Source organism: Acinetobacter sp. WCHA39, assembly GCF_002165385.1.
In the GTDB taxonomy this organism is placed as follows: Bacteria; Pseudomonadota; Gammaproteobacteria; order Pseudomonadales; family Moraxellaceae; genus Acinetobacter.
Window position 1 is genome coordinate 20,613 of the sequence record NZ_NHRP01000013.1, and the last position, 15,823, is coordinate 36,435.

At 39.4% G+C, this 15,823-nt stretch carries 15 protein-coding genes and 2 pseudogenes; 11 read left to right on the forward strand and 6 right to left on the reverse strand.

Annotated elements, in window-relative coordinates; all coding sequences use genetic code 11:
• Nucleotides 1–169 precede the first annotated feature (169 nt).
• Nucleotides 170–1,516, forward strand: a complete 1,347-nt coding sequence (locus tag CDG56_RS08275; protein ID WP_005156973.1) for a hypothetical protein — start codon at nucleotides 170–172, stop codon at nucleotides 1,514–1,516.
• Nucleotides 1,517–1,567: 51 nt separating this feature from the next.
• Here CDG56_RS08275 and CDG56_RS08280 read toward each other — a convergent pair whose 3' ends face one another.
• Together CDG56_RS08280 and gshA are read right to left on the reverse strand one after the other, a co-directional pair.
• Nucleotides 1,568–2,071: a disulfide bond formation protein B gene (locus CDG56_RS08280; RefSeq protein ID WP_005156976.1), complete on the reverse strand. Its 504-nt coding sequence runs from the start codon at nucleotides 2,069–2,071 to the stop codon at nucleotides 1,568–1,570.
• 18 nt (nucleotides 2,072–2,089) lie between these two features.
• The gene (gene gshA, locus CDG56_RS08285; RefSeq protein WP_087547568.1) at nucleotides 2,090–3,667 is read right to left on the reverse strand and encodes a glutamate--cysteine ligase; all 1,578 of its coding nucleotides are present in this window, start codon (nucleotides 3,665–3,667) and stop codon (nucleotides 2,090–2,092) included.
• 193 nt (nucleotides 3,668–3,860) lie between these two features.
• Between gshA and CDG56_RS08290 the strand changes: the two genes are divergently transcribed.
• The 3 genes from CDG56_RS08290 to CDG56_RS08300 are packed head-to-tail and all read left to right on the forward strand — an operon-like array spanning nucleotide 3,861 to nucleotide 6,324.
• Nucleotides 3,861–4,400, forward strand: coding sequence for a DUF924 family protein (locus CDG56_RS08290; protein WP_087547569.1), 540 nt, complete (start codon nucleotides 3,861–3,863; stop codon nucleotides 4,398–4,400).
• A gap of 40 nt (nucleotides 4,401–4,440) precedes the next feature.
• Nucleotides 4,441–4,998: a CC0125/CC1285 family lipoprotein gene (locus tag CDG56_RS08295; RefSeq protein WP_087547570.1), complete on the forward strand. Its 558-nt coding sequence runs from the start codon at nucleotides 4,441–4,443 to the stop codon at nucleotides 4,996–4,998.
• 18 nt (nucleotides 4,999–5,016) lie between these two features.
• A complete protein-coding gene (locus CDG56_RS08300; protein WP_087547571.1) occupies nucleotides 5,017–6,324 on the forward strand; it encodes a DUF445 domain-containing protein in 1,308 nt (435 codons plus the stop codon).
• 37 nt (nucleotides 6,325–6,361) lie between these two features.
• Here CDG56_RS08300 and CDG56_RS08305 read toward each other — a convergent pair whose 3' ends face one another.
• Nucleotides 6,362–6,811, reverse strand: a complete 450-nt coding sequence (locus tag CDG56_RS08305; protein WP_005156986.1) for a hypothetical protein — start codon at nucleotides 6,809–6,811, stop codon at nucleotides 6,362–6,364.
• A 318-nt stretch (nucleotides 6,812–7,129) separates the two neighbouring features.
• Here CDG56_RS08305 and CDG56_RS08310 point away from each other — a divergent pair, with 318 nt between their 5' ends.
• Both CDG56_RS08310 and CDG56_RS08315 read left to right on the forward strand, forming a co-directional pair.
• On the forward strand, nucleotides 7,130–8,284 hold the full coding sequence (locus CDG56_RS08310; RefSeq protein WP_087547572.1) for a methionine aminotransferase: 1,155 nt from the start codon (nucleotides 7,130–7,132) through the stop codon (nucleotides 8,282–8,284).
• Nucleotides 8,285–8,382: 98 nt separating this feature from the next.
• Complete coding sequence (locus CDG56_RS08315; RefSeq protein ID WP_005156990.1) at nucleotides 8,383–9,750, forward strand: MATE family efflux transporter; 1,368 nt, start codon at nucleotides 8,383–8,385, stop codon at nucleotides 9,748–9,750.
• Nucleotides 9,751–9,819: 69 nt separating this feature from the next.
• On the opposite strand, the gene CDG56_RS08320 is transcribed toward CDG56_RS08315, so the two are convergent.
• A complete protein-coding gene (locus CDG56_RS08320) occupies nucleotides 9,820–10,647 on the reverse strand; it encodes an SDR family NAD(P)-dependent oxidoreductase (RefSeq protein WP_005156992.1) in 828 nt (275 codons plus the stop codon).
• 305 nt (nucleotides 10,648–10,952) lie between these two features.
• Here CDG56_RS08320 and CDG56_RS08325 point away from each other — a divergent pair, with 305 nt between their 5' ends.
• The 4 genes from CDG56_RS08325 (at nucleotide 10,953) to CDG56_RS08340 (ending at nucleotide 14,545) form a co-directional block, all read left to right on the forward strand.
• Nucleotides 10,953–11,630, forward strand: coding sequence for a TetR/AcrR family transcriptional regulator (locus CDG56_RS08325; RefSeq protein ID WP_005156994.1), 678 nt, complete (start codon nucleotides 10,953–10,955; stop codon nucleotides 11,628–11,630).
• Between the two features lie 250 nt (nucleotides 11,631–11,880).
• Nucleotides 11,881–12,591, forward strand: a complete 711-nt coding sequence (gene phoB / locus CDG56_RS08330) for a phosphate regulon transcriptional regulator PhoB (RefSeq protein WP_004659793.1) — start codon at nucleotides 11,881–11,883, stop codon at nucleotides 12,589–12,591.
• A gap of 8 nt (nucleotides 12,592–12,599) precedes the next feature.
• Nucleotides 12,600–13,958 carry a phosphate regulon sensor histidine kinase PhoR gene (gene phoR, locus CDG56_RS08335; RefSeq protein WP_004659791.1) on the forward strand — a complete coding sequence of 453 codons (1,359 nt, stop codon included), beginning with the start codon at nucleotides 12,600–12,602 and terminating at the stop codon, nucleotides 13,956–13,958.
• Nucleotides 13,959–14,080: 122 nt separating this feature from the next.
• On the forward strand, nucleotides 14,081–14,545 hold the full coding sequence (locus CDG56_RS08340; protein WP_005156997.1) for a DUF2147 domain-containing protein: 465 nt from the start codon (nucleotides 14,081–14,083) through the stop codon (nucleotides 14,543–14,545).
• 137 nt (nucleotides 14,546–14,682) lie between these two features.
• On the opposite strand, the pseudogene CDG56_RS17525 reads toward CDG56_RS08340, so the two are convergent.
• Nucleotides 14,683–14,829 (reverse strand): annotated as a pseudogene (locus tag CDG56_RS17525) (chlorhexidine efflux transporter); the annotation flags it as partial.
• On the opposite strand from CDG56_RS17525, the pseudogene CDG56_RS08350 reads away from it, so the two are divergent.
• Nucleotides 14,818–15,147: pseudogene (locus CDG56_RS08350) on the forward strand (LysR substrate-binding domain-containing protein); the annotation flags it as partial. The pseudogenes CDG56_RS17525 and CDG56_RS08350 sit on opposite strands and share 12 nt — an antisense overlap.
• Nucleotides 15,148–15,535: 388 nt before the next feature.
• Here the strand turns inward: CDG56_RS08350 and CDG56_RS17295 are convergent.
• On the reverse strand, nucleotides 15,536–15,823 hold the full coding sequence (locus CDG56_RS17295; protein WP_227519053.1) for a hypothetical protein: 288 nt from the start codon (nucleotides 15,821–15,823) through the stop codon (nucleotides 15,536–15,538).

A 15,823-nucleotide genomic window follows, 5' to 3' on the forward strand; every position in this document is an offset into this window, starting at 1 on the left:
AAGCTTGATATTGTCTGACACAAAAAACGATAGTGCACTCCGTTCATCAGTATTCTAAAAAAATTACTTATGAAACACATAAGATGTAAGCGTTTGTTGTAGTTTATCTAAAGAATATTAAGTCAATTACTTCAAACCTTCGGTATATATCAAGGATGGGGAAATCAATATGCCAAGTTTAACGCCTCTGCATGAAACCTACTGCAAATGGGACAGTACACCCCCGAGTCAGGCAGATGTTTTGGAAGGTTTGGCGCAAGTTGTGAGCACGAGCTTAAGTGGTGTTCACGAATTGGTGCAATTAGTGCAAACAGAAGTGTTACGGACAACACTTGGTTTAAGCGCACAAAAAGCTAAAAATTTACAGAAACTTCCACAGTTACAAAAATTTTATCAATTTTCTTATGACACATTACAGAAGTACGGTAGCAGTTTTCTTGCACCAAGTTTACGTCATATTATTGAAAAATTCCCTGTGCTGCATGATAAACCCCTGACACCAACACTGCATTTCGTGGTGGGTGCATTAAACGGGATTTTTGGAGACTTTTTCTTAAAACAACACAACCCAATGGCTTTACCTATGGTGCTTTATGATCATTATGGATCATTACAACAAGGTGAATTAACTGGTCGTATTGTCATTCTTACACATGGTCTGTGTATGAATCATCTTAGCTGGTCAAATAGCCGTTATGGTGGAATTGGTGAACGTCTGCTTGCGCAACGGGACAACAACACCATGTTATATCTGAACTACAATACAGGGCGTCGTATTTCTGCAAATGGTCGAAGCTTTGCCAATGTACTTGAAGATTTAGTACAACGAAATCCAAGAATCACCAGCATTGATTTAATCGGACATAGTATGGGTGGCTTGGTTTCTCGTAGTGCCCTATTTTATGGCAAACAGAATCTCTATCAATGGGTGCATATGGTTGAGAATTTAGTTTGTATTGGTTCGCCACATCATGGTGCGGCGCTAGAACGCTTTGGTTTTATTTTGCAGGATAAATTGGGCGCGTTCCCTTTTATTAGCTTAATTGGTCAACTGATCAACATTCGTAGTAATGGTATTTTAGATTTGCGTCATGGCAGTGTTCGAGATGACGATTGGGAACATAATAATGCACGTATTGGCTTTGCTGATGATAATCGTAAACCTGCACCATTACCCTCTCATATCAATACCTTCTTAATCGCAGGTACTTTAGAATTTGAGAAATTGCGTAATAAAGCACTCTCTGTCATTGGCGATTATTTGGTCAGTGTGGAAAGTGCGCTAGGTGAACATCAAAATCCACGCTTCCAACTTAAATTACCAGAAACCCATAAAGCCGTATTCTATGGTTTAAACCATTTTGAAATTCAGTACCATTCGAGTGTTGCTGAACAGATTACACGTTGGTTATATCCCGATGTTGACGAAGTCGTTGAGGAAGGTATTCAAACACATTTAATCAATGTTCCGAATAATTATACTTTTGATGATTTAGATGGCATCGTAGAAACCTGATGTCAGTCTTCTTGATCTAATAAAAAAGCCAACGTATCGTTGGCTTTTTTATTATTTAGCAACACTATAATGTCTAAACAACTGCCATAAACAAACCAATAAGATCAAACTAAAATACAGCAACGACCACACGGGTAGAGATTGTCCTAAGAAAGTCCAATCTATTGCTGCACATTCGCCTGAACCTGAAAGCACTTCCTGAAATACCGCTTTCATTGGCAATGCATCAACTAAATAGTCCAAGCCTGGACCACAACTTGGCACCTTATCAGGTGGTAAATGCTGTAGCCAAACATGACGAGATGCCACGCCCACTGACCAACCGATGGATAAGGTTGCTAATAGTGCATAAAAACGTTTAAAACCATTTGAAATCGGATTATGAATAAATGCGACTAACGCAATCAATCCCATTCCAATTAAGCCAATACGTTGGAAAATACACAGTGGGCAAGGCTCTAAACCTTGCACATGTTCTAAATACAACGCAAACGAGATACCAATAATACTCGTTAGTACCAATAATGCACTAACTAAGCGGTAAGTCCATCGCATGGGAAGTCCTCTAAAATTTTAACGGTATTGCGCAAGATATTGTTCAAAGCTGATGTCGTTATCTTGTTCAAGTTGCGCCTGTTTTTGCAACGATGTTTGCGCTAATTCTGCAAAATATTGTTCTCTTTCTGCACTCAATTGATGTTGTTCATAACGATTGACATGTTGTTGAGCCATGACACTCCCGAAGCTCCATGTCCCACCATTATCCAAAGTATCTTTAATCACATGCGCGGAAAGCGTATTCTCAACATGATCTAAACGCTGCTGCATCACTTGGATTGCCTCAGAATATAACTCTGAACCATCCATTTGATCTAACAAAGTAGCGCAGTCTTGAATCGCATTTAAATGACGTTGTGCCCAATCATGCAGTGAAACTATTGTTTCACCTTCTATAATTTTAGCATCTACTGCACGTCCACGATTGACCACTTCAGTTTGATTATGATCAATCTGTTCCTGTTCATCGGCAAATAAATCAGGACTGTCATTTAATAAACAATACAATGCTAAACTTTCAAGAAAACCCGCTGAAATTTCATCAATTCCAATCGCACTATAAGGGTTCACATCTACGGCACGTAATTCTACATAGCCAACACCACGATTCTTCAATGCTTGTGATGGGGTTTCACCTGCTTGTGGTACTTGTTTCGGACGAACTAGACTGTAGTATTCATTTTCGATTTGGAGCACGTGATCATTGATTTGAATCGGCTCACCCTGTTCATCATTTAAACCTAAATCGGTAAATTCAGGATAAGGGGTATGTACCGCTTTTTGCAATCCATCAAGATAATCGTGTAGATCGTTATAATGAATGCCCAATTCTTTTTGTGCTGAATTTTGGTAGCCCAAACGCCCCATGCGTAAGGCAGTTGCCTCAGGTAAATAGAGAGTGCCCTTGACCAGTGGCTGTAGATGATGTTCACGGCCTGTTAGGAAACAGCGGCAGACCGATGGGCTTGCACCCAACAGATACATCACTAAAGGGGTAAGTCGGATAAAGTTCCGAATCAGGCCAAAATAACGATGGCTACGATAATCCTGCAAACTGAGTTGTTTTAATTCTGGCTTGGTTTCATGTTGTTGCAATACTGCAAACAATTGATCCGGGAAAGATAAGTTGTAATGCACGCCAGAAATGGTTTGCATACGGCGGCCATAACGTACACCTAAACCATGACGGTATAAGGTTTTAAAGCGGCCAATATTAGAAGTGCCGTACTGTGCTAATCGAATATTTTCTTCATTATCATCCAACATACACGGCATGGACAGTGGCCATAATCTTTCGCCTTCTTCTAGCTGCTGATGTACCACGCTATGAATATCTCTTAATTCATCTAATGCAGCCGCGATGGTTGTTTTCGGTGTAGTAATAAACTCCATCAATGCTTCTGAATAATCTGTCGTAATATGTGGATGTGTTAGTGCAGAACCTAAAGCTTCAGGATGATTTTTTTGTGATAAAAATCCATTGCTTTGCATACGTAAACTTTCGCGTTCAATGCCGCGTAGCATCCCCTTTAATAGCGAAGCATCTACATAAGTCGGTATCACAGAGGAAGAATGTATGCTGGGTTGATTCATAATTTATATGCTCGCTTATTTAAGATCAGCCAACCACATAAATGGTCGCGACTTGGTTATTCTGCCAATTATAACGACAATTGTGATCTAGTCATCTGATTTAGTTTGGCAATTTTTATCACAATCTTGTTATATAAGACATGCTGAAATTGTGATTTTATTAAAAAATAAATCTTCCGATGGATACTGAACTATGCAAGCGCAGGACATTATTAACTTCTGGTTTGACCCTGAGCATCGCTCGCTTTGGTTTGCCAAAAGTGATGAATTTGATGCAAAAATTCGCGACCAATTTCAAATAATTCACCATCAAGCGACCCAAGCAGAGCTTTGGTCTTGGCGACACACACCAGAAGGTCGTTTAGCCGAAATCATTGTGTTGGATCAATTTTCTCGCAACCTATATCGTGATCAAGCGCAAGCTTTTGCCTATGACTGCATGGCATTGATGCTTGCTCAAGAAGCAATTAGTTTACAACTCGATGCTCAACTGAATCCCGAACAACGCTCATTTTTATATATGCCATTTATGCATAGTGAATCTAAATTAATGCACGAGTTTGCTTTAAAACTGTTCCAACGTTTAGGGAACGAAATTAATTTGAGCTTTGAAAAAAAGCATAAAGTGATTATTGACCGTTTTGGTCGTTATCCACATCGCAATGCCATCTTAGGTCGAAGCTCGACATCTGAAGAACTGACCTTTTTAACAGAACCGAATAGCAGCTTTTAAGTCTCTCGTCTCCTGAGATATTGAACATAGGAATTGCAAAATGAAATCTTTATTCATATGTGCCCCTCTCCTTGTTACATTAACACTGGCAGGATGTGCAACTGTTCCATCAAAACCCAAAACCTTCGATCAACTGGGTCAATTCACCGCTTATCCATTGAATAACAAAACTTACCGCATTGGTTTCCAAGCAGATAATAATTTGAGTTATGGTACAGCAGAGGAAATTACTTTACTCAAAGCTGCACAAACTACAGTCAAAAACGGTTTCCGTTATTTTACTGTTGTTGATGATCCAAGTAACGCACGACATAAAACGCAACGCCAAGCCGTGATTTATCCGACACCCTCTTATTACCCATATGGTTATTATCGCCGACATCCTGCCTTTTGGCCTGACCCATTCTATGATATGCCTCAAGTGGTCAATCTTGATCCAATCCAAGTGTCGTATACTATCGAGTGTTTTCAGACTCAGCAGCAATCACCTGATGCTTTTGATGCGCAGCTTATTTTGCAATCATTAGGGCAAAAATACGGATTGAGTCCAACAGGAGACGTGTTGCAGCCCCCTGCGCCACCTCAAAACAAAAAGTAAATTGATAAGGATGACTCAATGAATTCAGTCGAAGAAATTCACGTACCGAGCCTGCAAAGAAGTAAGTACTTCGCCACTATGGCATTGATCATTGCGGTTGTAGCATGGATTGGCTTAATGGTCGCGGCGCATTTTTTACCTGAATATAAATGGGTCATTCATATTTTTATGTTAGGTGCGGAAGCAGGTGTAGTTGGTGGGCTGGCTGATTGGTACGCTGTCACTGTACTTTTCCGCAATCCTTTTGGAAAAATGCCTTTACCCAAACTATTGCGTGACCATACCGAAATCATTCCACGGAATAAAGCGCGTATTGCAGAATCAATGGGGCGTTTTGTACAAGAAAACTTTTTATCTCCTCAAATTGTTGAACGCAGTTTAAAAAATGCTGACCTCAGTTTGGCCGTCGGTCAATGGCTAGCCAACCCTCAAAATAACCAACAAGTCGTACAGATGATTCAACATACTGTACCGAAAATTTTTGAATTTGTGAGCCAAGATCAAATTGCCCACTTTGTGCAAAACAATAGTGTGCAATGGGTACGCAGTACCAAAATCAATAAACTCGCCAGTGAAATGTTACGTGCTGTTTTGGAAAATGACTTCCATCAAGATGTATTACAACGCGGTCTTGATCTGGCGCATGAGTGGATGGTCTCTCATCCTGAAAAGGCACGAGATCTATCACGTAAACTGTTCCAAGAATTAGGTGTTTGGAAACTAGCCAAAGGCGCAAGCTGGATTGGGATTGATGTGCAACAACGGACAATTGACTCACTGATTGAAAAAGTTGAATCGATGTTGGCCAACCCTGAACATCCGTGGCGGCAGGACATTGAAACCACCACGCATAATCTGATGTTGCAGCTTGCGGACAGCAACAGTGAAGCCAGCAAGCGCTTAAATCAGAGCAAGGATGATGTGCTGGACAGTCCACAGGTGCTGAACTTTATTAGTGGTGCTGTGGCAATTTTATGTGATGCGATTAAAACGGATTTAATGCAGGCAGATTCTGGTATTGCAACGAATTTACAGGCGGCATTACAACAGCTTGGTGAAAGCCTGATTCAGAATGAAAAAGTACGTCAAGTATTGAATGAGAAAATGGTCGGCTTAGCGACTAATTTCAGTGAGCAATACAGCGACAAGATCATCCGTTATATCAGCGAACGTATCCACGAGTGGGATTCACGCGAAATGATTGCCAAAATCGAAAGTGAGGTCGGTGGTGACTTACACATGATCCGTGTCAATGGCGTGATTGTCGGGGCGTTTATTGGTTTGGCGCTGGGTATCATTCGTGCCATTGTTGAAAATGTTTTGTAAATAGCAACAGAACGATGGGGGAATTTGCTCCTCATCGTTATGCAGATTGCGCCAGTTGCTGTTTACTTTCTTGATAATAACGAATCAAAGTATCTGTATCTTGTTTTAAAAATGCAGTTAGATAGGCTTTCACTTGTACCAATGAAAGTTGTTTAAAATGAACTTTTTCTTTCGCCTGTCGTGTAACCAATCCAAATATTTGTTTTTTAGGGACAACCACTGGAATGTCTGTCTTGACGATAAAGTTAAGTTCCTGAGATGATCCGTAGGTATTCAATACGATTTCTATGGTCTGTTCTGTCTTTTCATCGGTAATGGTAAACGTTGGGCTAGCACCATCAAGCTGCAGCCAACGGCTTAATTGTTTTTTCCAGCCCATTTTATCAAAACGAGTTAATACCCCAATGGTATTCAGTGCCTCAAGCTGCTCTACATCTTTTAAATCAATATGATGTGGGTAGCGTATTTTTAGATCGAAACTGTCCATTACTCTATGTCCCATTTCACGATAATTGGTATTTAATTGAACCCCTCGATAGAAATTATAGCGCTTTACAGCAGCAACTAAAATAGCGTATCATCATGAAAAACAACAATTTTTTAGACAATTTTCAATAAAAAATGACCAATTCCGTCACTATTGTTTTTATTCAGACACAATTACCTGCTTTTTCCTGACATAAGACACCTTTTTCAGTCGATTAACGGCAAAATTCAACATTTACCTTAATCACAATAACTTGGTCAGGCATCACTTTTCACTATACAATCACGGCAAAACAAAACGTCAATCAGGTTAAAAACAATGTTGCAGCTTCAGTCAAAACTTCCAAGCCAAGGCGTGACTATTTTTAGCGTGATGACTGAACTCGCACAACGACTGAATGCACTGAATCTGTCTCAAGGCTTCCCCGATTTCCCTGCTCCACCTGCATTGCTTGAAGCGCTGAGCCAAGCCACGCTTTCAGGTTATAACCAATACCCTGCGGGAGATGGTGTTTTAGTACTCAGAGAACAACTGGCCAAACAGTTTTTACAACGAGATCAACTGCAACTCGATCCTGTCACCGAAATCACCATTACCCCTGGCGCAACCATTGCGATTTTTTGTGCCATTCAAGCCTGTATCCATGCAGATGATGAAGTTATTATTTTTGACCCGAGCTATGACAGCTATGCCCCTGCAGTACAACTGGCAGGGGGGAAATCCGTTCATATTCATTTAGAGGTACCAACATTTCAGGTGAATTGGCAAAAAGTTAAAGATTGTATCAATGCAAAAACTCGCATGATTATCGTCAATACACCGCATAATCCGACTGGTGCGATTTGGTCAGAACAAGACTGGCATCAACTGATTGAACTCATTCAAGATAAAAATATCGTTGTGCTCTCTGATGAGGTCTATGAACATCTCGTTTTTGATGGACAAAAACATTTTAGTGCACTGCAATTCCCCGAATTACGTGAACGCAGTTATGTAATCGGTTCTTTTGGCAAAAGTTATCATGTCACAGGTTGGAAAACGGGTTATTGCGTTGCAGCACCACATTTAATGCGTTTGTTTCGTCAAATATATCAATTTGCCAATTTCTGCGGCACCACACCTTGCCAAATAGCATTAGCGAACTATATGCAGCAACATCCTGAGCACGTTCAGGAACTCCCGAACTTTTATCAGGCAAAACGGGATCTTTTTAATACCCAAATTCAAAACTCACGTTTCCAATTTATTCCATCACAAGGCACTTATTTCCAAAATCTCGATTATAGTGCGATTCGCCCTGACTTGAATGATGTGGAAATGTGCCAATTCCTCGCAGAGCAACACAAAATTGTCGCGATTCCTATTTCCGTTTTTTATCAACAAGCGCCCGAGTCACTACGCCTGATTCGATTCTGCTTTGCCAAAACTGATCAGACTTTACAACGTGCAGGAGCAATCCTTGCAGAGTGTTGATCAACAAAAATAAACCGAACAATCATGACGTCAATATGACCGATGATGGTATGGTGGAAAAATAGAAACGTTTCTGGGCGAAGCGTGAAGGAAATAGAATGACACCCCGCCAACCTTTGGTCATGCAACCCAATCTCTGGAAAACATTTTTTGTTTTTCTGGTTCCCTTGATTGCCACCAACATTTTACAGAACTTATCAGGAACGATTAATACCATCTTTGTCGGACAAATGATGGGAGTAGATGCGATTGCTGCGGTGTCTGTATTCTTCCCAATTCTTTTCTTTTTATTGGCATTTGTGATCGGGATCTCCGCGGGAACGACTGTACTGATTGGACAGGCATGGGGTGCGCAAAATCTTGAAAAAGTCAGAAGTGTGATTGGCTCTACCCTATTTATGACCTTGATTGGTGGCAGCATTATTGCTGTTTTAGGTTGGAGCTTTGCCGAGCATATTTTGCAATTATTAGGTACAGATCCTAAAGTCATGCACCTCTCTCTGCCCTATGTTCGATGGATGCTGGTGGGTAGTCCATTATTGTTTGTCTATATTATTTATACTTCGATTTTACGCGGTGTCGGTGATAGTGTTACCCCTCTAATTGCATTGAGCCTAACCAGTCTGATTGGTTTGACGGTCACGCCTGTTTTGCTCAAAGGCTATTTTGGATTCCCTGCTCTAGGCATTGTCGCGCCTGCTGTTGCAACAATCATGGGATATGCCGCAGTCCTTATTTTTCTGAGCTTCTATCTCAATTATAAGAACCATCCACTGAAAATAGATGCCCGTCTATTGAAAAGTATTCGTCACGATAGCAACCTAAGCAAACTAATCTTAAAGCTTGGTATCCCAACAGGCATCCAAATGGTGACAACTTCATTGGCAGGCTTAGTCATTATTGGTTTGGTTAATCGTTATGGCGCACACGCAACTGCCGCATATGGCGCAGTCAATCAAGTTCTGAACTACATTCAATTTCCAGCCCTCTCTATTTCAATTGCGGCTTCTATTTTTGCCGCTCAAGCGATTGGTGCAGGCAAACCCGAACTATTAGCCAAAGTCACACGAACCGCTTTGGGAATGAATGTCATATTCACGGGCAGTTTGATCACTTTAGCCTACTTATTTTCCAAATATTTAATGGCTCTATTTATTACCGATCACAGCGTCATTGAACTTGGGCAGCAGCTCTTATTTATTGTGTTATGGTCAATTTTATTCTTCGGTGCGAGCGCTATTTTTGCTTCAATCATGCGAGCTAGTGGAACCGTCAATGTACCAATGATGATTAATATTCTCACTATTATTTTAATTGAAGTTCCTTGTGCCTATTGGTTTAGTTCGTTATGGGGCTTAACGGGCATTTGGACTGCTTACGCGCTTTCTTTTGTGTGCTTATGTGTATTACAAGCCTCTTATTATCAGTTCGTTTGGAAGAAAACCAAGATCAAAGTCCTTATTTAAAAATTTCTTTGATCCTCAAATAAAAAAGCCATTCTCTAAGAATGGCTTTTTCTATCATGATGCCAAGACTTACATCATTTTCGTTGCAATCGCTGCAAGACGTTGATAACCCGTTGGGAATAAACGCTGGAAAGAATCCACAATACGCGCATCTGTTCCAATTAACAGACGGCGTTTATCTTTCAACACTGCATTTAAAATCTGACGTGCAGCTTCTTCTGGCGGTGTACGTAAGAATTTATCAAACTGCTTGATCGATTTGTTTGGATCCATGCCCAAGCTCTTTAAACTGTCATTCATTTTCGCCGCTTTTGCGATATTGGTACGGATACCACCTGGGTGTACACAAAGAGAACTTACGCCACTCTTTTCAATATCAAGTTCTTGACGTAATGATTCAGTAAAACCACGTACCGCAAATTTTGTTGCATTGTATGCAGATTGTGTTGGTTGCGAAGTTAAACCAAAAATACTTGAGATATTGATGATATGACCATCTTTGGTTTGCTTAATGAATGGTAAAAATTCTTTGGTGCCGTAAACCACGCCCCAGAAGTTAATTCCGACGATCCACTCTAAATCTTCATAACTTGCGCCTTCAACAGTTGAGCCAAGTGCCACACCTGCGTTATTAAAAATCATATTCACTGAGCCATGATCTTGAACAGTTTCTTGCGCCCATTGCTTCACCGCTTCACGGTTTGAAACATCAAGAACTTTGGTCGTTACTTTGATTGGATTTTGTTTTACCAACTCAACAGTTTGCGCTAATCCTTTCTCATTGATATCACTCAATGACAAATGGCAACCTTGTTTAGCCAATAAAATTGCCAATTGCTGTCCAATCCCAGAACCTGCACCTGTGATCGCTGCGACTTTATTTTTAAAATTTTTCATTGCCTATCCTTTGTATTTCGAATGATATGCACACATTTGTCTTGATCATGTGCAGTTTAAGCTATAACCAATATAATTTTGACAATACGGGTTGTCAATATAGTACACTACAGCTTTAAGACAAATGGCAATAACCAACATATTGCTTGTCATATTAGGTCTATTTACATTTCATGACGTAAGATGTTTAGACACGATGAAATAAGTTTTACGAAATTTAGTTATTATAAATTCGCAAGACCTGTTTAAAATGCAAATAAATCTTAGACATACGATTTAAAGACTTTTTAGGGAACGGTTTTTCCATGGCAACTGAAGATCTAGCGACACGCAAGAAAAATAATACCGAAGCGAAAGAGCGCCAGTTTAAAGGTCTCTCTTTAACTGAACGCAAAGAAGCTCGCCGCGAAAAATTGATTGAAGCAGGCATTGCGACCTATGGTACACAGGGTTTTTTTTCGGTCACTGTCAAAGATGTCTGTAATGAGGCGAAGCTGACTGAGCGTTATTTTTATGAATCATTTAAGAAAAGTGAGGAACTTTTCCAAACGGTATTCTTAAAAATGATTGGCAAAATGCAAAATTGTTTAACCCAAGCTGTGCTCATGGCTGCACCTGAACCTAAGAATATGGTCACGGCAGGTTTATCCGCATTATTAAGTGCAATTAAAGATGACCCTCGTATGGCACGAATTATTTATATCGATGCCATGTTGGTTCAAGACCTGCATAATCAAGCCACGATTCAGGAAACTTTGACCCAATTTGATCGTATTATTCAAGCATTCATGATGATTACCATGCCAAATGTGCCACAAAGTGATGAAGAAGTTTCATTAATGGCAACAGGTTTAAATGGATATGTGACGCATATTATTATTCGTTGGGTTTCCGAAGGTTTTAAACAGCCCTTAGAAGATGTGTTATCTGCTTGTTGTGCTGTGTTTTTATCATTTATTGAAACCACCTCACAAAAAAATTAAAATCCTTTTACAGTTTTGTGACGAACAAAATAGAAAGGTTTCGATGGTATTAAACAAATGAATTCATTTGTTTTATTTGCAAACAACTTGTCATTATTTGGTCACTACTCTGCCTTAGAATTGTCACAATTTATTGCTAAATTCGACTTTATTAACTCTTTTGCAATGATATTGTCATAATTAATCTTTGTAATAAGCCTGTCATAACAACAAAACGGTTCACCGTTACAGATTTTAAGGGTATTGCGCAGTGAAAGATGACTATATTTTAATTGTCGATGATGAGCTACCGATCCGCGAAATGATCCATACCTCTTTGGATATGGCAGGCTTCCAATGTTTACAAGCTGAGGATGCAAAACAAGCGCATCAGATTATCGTCGATCAGCGTCCTGCTCTTATTTTGCTGGATTGGATGCTACCGGGTGGTGTCAGTGGTGTAGATCTATGCCGTCGTCTCAAACGTGATGAAAACTTAGCTGAAATTCCTGTCATCATGCTGACAGCACGTGGTGAAGAAGACCATAAAGTGCAAGGGCTAGATGCGGGTGCAGATGATTACATGACCAAACCATTCTCTACACGTGAATTGGTTTCTCGTATCAAAGCCGTATTACGTCGTGCAAATGCGCTCAGTGGAGAAAAAGTCATTGATGCTAATGGCTTAATGCTTGATCCAGTTAGCCAGCGTGTGAGCTTTGGGAACAGTATTCTCGATATGGGTCCAACCGAATATCGTTTATTGGCTTTCTTTATGACGCACCCTGAACGTGCATATACACGTGCACAATTACTGGATCAAGTTTGGGGCGGTAATGTTTATATCGAAGATCGTACCATTGACGTGCATATCCGTCGTTTACGCAAAGTCTTAGAACCTTTTGGCGTAGATCGTTTTGTACAAACAGTACGTGGCACAGGCTATCGTTTTTCTACACGAGCTGATTTAGCAGCAGGTTAAAATCCTTTATGTATGAACCTTATCCCGTCCCTGAATTGGCACGTGAACATCAACGTTTCCGTCACAGCAATTTATGGACGTTTGCAAAACAAGATCTAAGACTGCTACTTTTTTTCTTATTGATTGCGAGCTTAATTGGATTCGGGGTTGGATACTTTTGGAGCTGTATTTTTGTCGCGTTTGTCGTTTTTTTTATACTCCAACTGCGCTCACTGTATTTAGTCAATGAGTGGATCTCAAATCGTCCCTATGATGTTCCCCCAAATCTAAGCGGTATTTGGGGTGCATTATTATTTAATGTCTATCGAGCGCAGCGACAAGAACGTATCGTTCAAGCCGAAATGGTAGGTTTGATTGATCGTGCTCAATCATCTCTGGTTGCATTGGCGGAAGCTGTCGTTTTGATTGATGACCAACATCAGATTGAATGGTGGAACCCTGCTGCCGAAAAGTTATTAGGCATCAATCCTTTAGATCGCGGACGTAATTTACTGGCTATTTTGCGTCAACCCAGCTTTATTGAATATTTTAATCATATCGATCAAGCACCTGATGGTATCCGTTTACAGGCTCAAATGGACGAAGACCGATATGTGCAAGTCAAGTTAACTCGTTTTGGTGGTGAAAGCCGCTTATTGGTGGCATATGACACTACTCGCGTACATAATCTTGAACAAATGCGTAAAGACTTCGTGGACAACATTTCTCATGAATTACGTACACCGCTCACCGTATTGAGTGGTTATATCGAAACATTTATCGATCAAGATGACATTACTCCTCGCTGGAAACGCGCTTTCACTCAAATGCAATCACAAACCAAACGCATGAATGCATTGGTGAATGATTTATTGCTTTTATCCAATTTAGAGAACAATAAAAAAGTTGCTAAAAATCAAATTATTGACATGGCAAATTTGATGAATCAATTATTTGATGATGCGCGTGCTTATAATCTCGATTATGGTCATACTTTAAATTTAGATATCGACAGTCATTGTGATTTAATCGGCTCTGATATGGAAATTGCCAGTGCGTTTAGTAATTTAATCACCAATGCAATTAAATACACACCGAAAGGTGGCATTATTACGATTGGCTGGCATGAAGATGGCGATCACGCTTACTTTACCGTACAAGATAATGGGATTGGCATTAATCCAAAACATCTACCCCGTTTAACTGAGCGCTTCTATCGTGTTGACAGCGCACGTAGCCGTCAGACAGGGGGGACAGGTTTAGGCTTAGCAATTGTCAAACATGTGTTAATGCAACATGGCGCCCATTTAGAAATTAGCTCCAAAGAAAACGAAGGCTCAACCTTTACCGCTGTCTTTCCCAAAGAACGTTTGTATCGTATAGGTTAAAATAGAGGGAGCTAAAATTGCTCCCTAAATATTTGATATTACAATTTAATTACAATAATAATATAATAATATTTTGATTAATTTCACCGCTCACACATTTCTCTTTAGACGTAATATATTTTATGAATTCTCATTTCTTTCGTAGTTTCGCCTTTCTCCTAGGCTTAAGTAGTTCATTTTCAGCAATCGCCATGCCTACTGATCCATTGATCGGTACTTGGAAAGTGGTAGATGAACGGAGTGGTTCTTATCTATCTGATATTGTGATCAGACGTAATTCTAAAACTGAACAATACAGTGCTGTCATTGTGAAAATGTACCCTCAAGGCAAAGAGGCGATTCCTACACTATGCACCCCTTGTACTGGTGCTTTAAAAAATCAGCCGATTATTGGTATGGAAGTACTGAGTAATCTTAAAATGCTGAATCTAAATGAAGAGTTTGGACAAGGTGTATGGATCAATCCTTATGATGGATATAAATATACTTTGAATGCGCGTTTAAGCAAAACAGGTAAAATGCTCACAATAAATGCGAAAAACCCGAATAATAATACGTTTAGAAATATGACGTGGATTCGTCTCTAAATTTGAAATCTTTCCTTCAAATTAGATTAAAAATCCATCAAAAAGAGCGTATATAAATACGCTCTTTTTTCAAATAATTCTTTGATTTTGAGATCAATAACACATAGATAAAAATACATTTCAAATGAAGGAATGACTTAAACAGATACAGGTTTCGACTCTACCAAATGACTGGGTAAATCAAAAATATGGTCGAAAAGATAATTATAAACAAAGGTATAACAAGGTATCAGAACCATCAGGCTTAAATCTAACAAAAATGCTTTTATTAAACTGATCTGCATGATCCTAGACAAGTTATTGTGGCGAGTAAACATTATGCTTTACCCGATCCACGCATTCTGGTTTCTGAAACTTATTGGATGACTGATAATTTGTAGATGGCAATTCAGATGGTCGAGCAAGGATTGGGTTGGGGAAATTTTCCCCTTTCTGTTGTGAAACCGCATTTTAACCAGCAAAGTTTAGCTCGTTTAGCATTTAGTGATACGACCAATCGGTTAGATATGCCAATTCATGCGATTTGGCCAAGCTACAAACCGCTCAGCCAATCTCTGCAATTTCTTATTGAGTTTTGGGCAAAACAAATTCAAATCGAATAAAAAAAAGCCCGACATCCTGTCGGGCTTTTTCGTATTTCGCACTTTAGGTATAACTCCTGTTCTACCTCACGTCCTGATGCTCAAACTTATCATTCTTGTTTTATGTTTTGGAACTTCCTGTTCCTGATGAGTTGATATTAGACAATTCAATTAAAGTTGCAAATGGGACATTGACGTTAATCGGTGTAAGAAATGGCTTACAGGATTAGTTTTATGCTTGGTCAGAAATATCAAACATGCTTAAAAAGCAGCCGACTTGTGTCTAAGTCAGTTTCTTTATCTTTTTTAGGGTGGCGTAAAAATCATTAAGCAAATGATTTAATATAATTTCTCAAATATGATTTTAAATAACGGCCATTCTGTTAAATGGCATAGTGCTATAAATATATTAGCTTTCGAAAAAAGTATTATTTTGAGGGTTAAATATTATTATATTCTCAATATCTTCCAAATAATCCAGCATCAAAATTGTGTGGTTTGTATAATTTTTTGATTTATCATCAGCAAACTTAACTACTATTCGCTTATTAATATTAAAAAAATCTTTCGCTCGACTAGGTTCAGCATATGTTACTATTTTCATTGAATCATCAATTATATGTTGGCCAGTTTCATAAAAAAACTCTAATCCACCAGTTCGCCCAAGAAAGCAATAAATGCTTTTCAGAAGAGTCAA

Bases quoted from the DNA above. Each gene is read 5' to 3' on its own strand.
- CDG56_RS08300 (WP_087547571.1), top strand. From the start codon at position 5,017: ATGAATTCAGTCGAAGAAATTCACGTACCGAGCCTGCAAAGAAGTAAG.
- CDG56_RS08295 (WP_087547570.1), top strand. From the start codon at position 4,441: ATGAAATCTTTATTCATATGTGCCCCTCTCCTTGTTACATTAACACTG.
- CDG56_RS08290 (WP_087547569.1), top strand. From the start codon at position 3,861: ATGCAAGCGCAGGACATTATTAACTTCTGGTTTGACCCTGAGCATCGC.
- CDG56_RS08275 (WP_005156973.1), top strand. From the start codon at position 170: ATGCCAAGTTTAACGCCTCTGCATGAAACCTACTGCAAATGGGACAGT.
- CDG56_RS08315 (WP_005156990.1), top strand. From the start codon at position 8,383: ATGACACCCCGCCAACCTTTGGTCATGCAACCCAATCTCTGGAAAACA.
- CDG56_RS08325 (WP_005156994.1), top strand. From the start codon at position 10,953: ATGGCAACTGAAGATCTAGCGACACGCAAGAAAAATAATACCGAAGCG.
- gshA (WP_087547568.1), bottom strand. From the start codon at position 3,667: ATGAATCAACCCAGCATACATTCTTCCTCTGTGATACCGACTTATGTA.
- phoR (WP_004659791.1), top strand. From the start codon at position 12,600: ATGTATGAACCTTATCCCGTCCCTGAATTGGCACGTGAACATCAACGT.
- CDG56_RS08305 (WP_005156986.1), bottom strand. From the start codon at position 6,811: ATGGACAGTTTCGATCTAAAAATACGCTACCCACATCATATTGATTTA.
- CDG56_RS08320 (WP_005156992.1), bottom strand. From the start codon at position 10,647: ATGAAAAATTTTAAAAATAAAGTCGCAGCGATCACAGGTGCAGGTTCT.
- CDG56_RS08280 (WP_005156976.1), bottom strand. From the start codon at position 2,071: ATGCGATGGACTTACCGCTTAGTTAGTGCATTATTGGTACTAACGAGT.
- CDG56_RS08310 (WP_087547572.1), top strand. From the start codon at position 7,130: ATGTTGCAGCTTCAGTCAAAACTTCCAAGCCAAGGCGTGACTATTTTT.
- CDG56_RS08340 (WP_005156997.1), top strand. From the start codon at position 14,081: ATGAATTCTCATTTCTTTCGTAGTTTCGCCTTTCTCCTAGGCTTAAGT.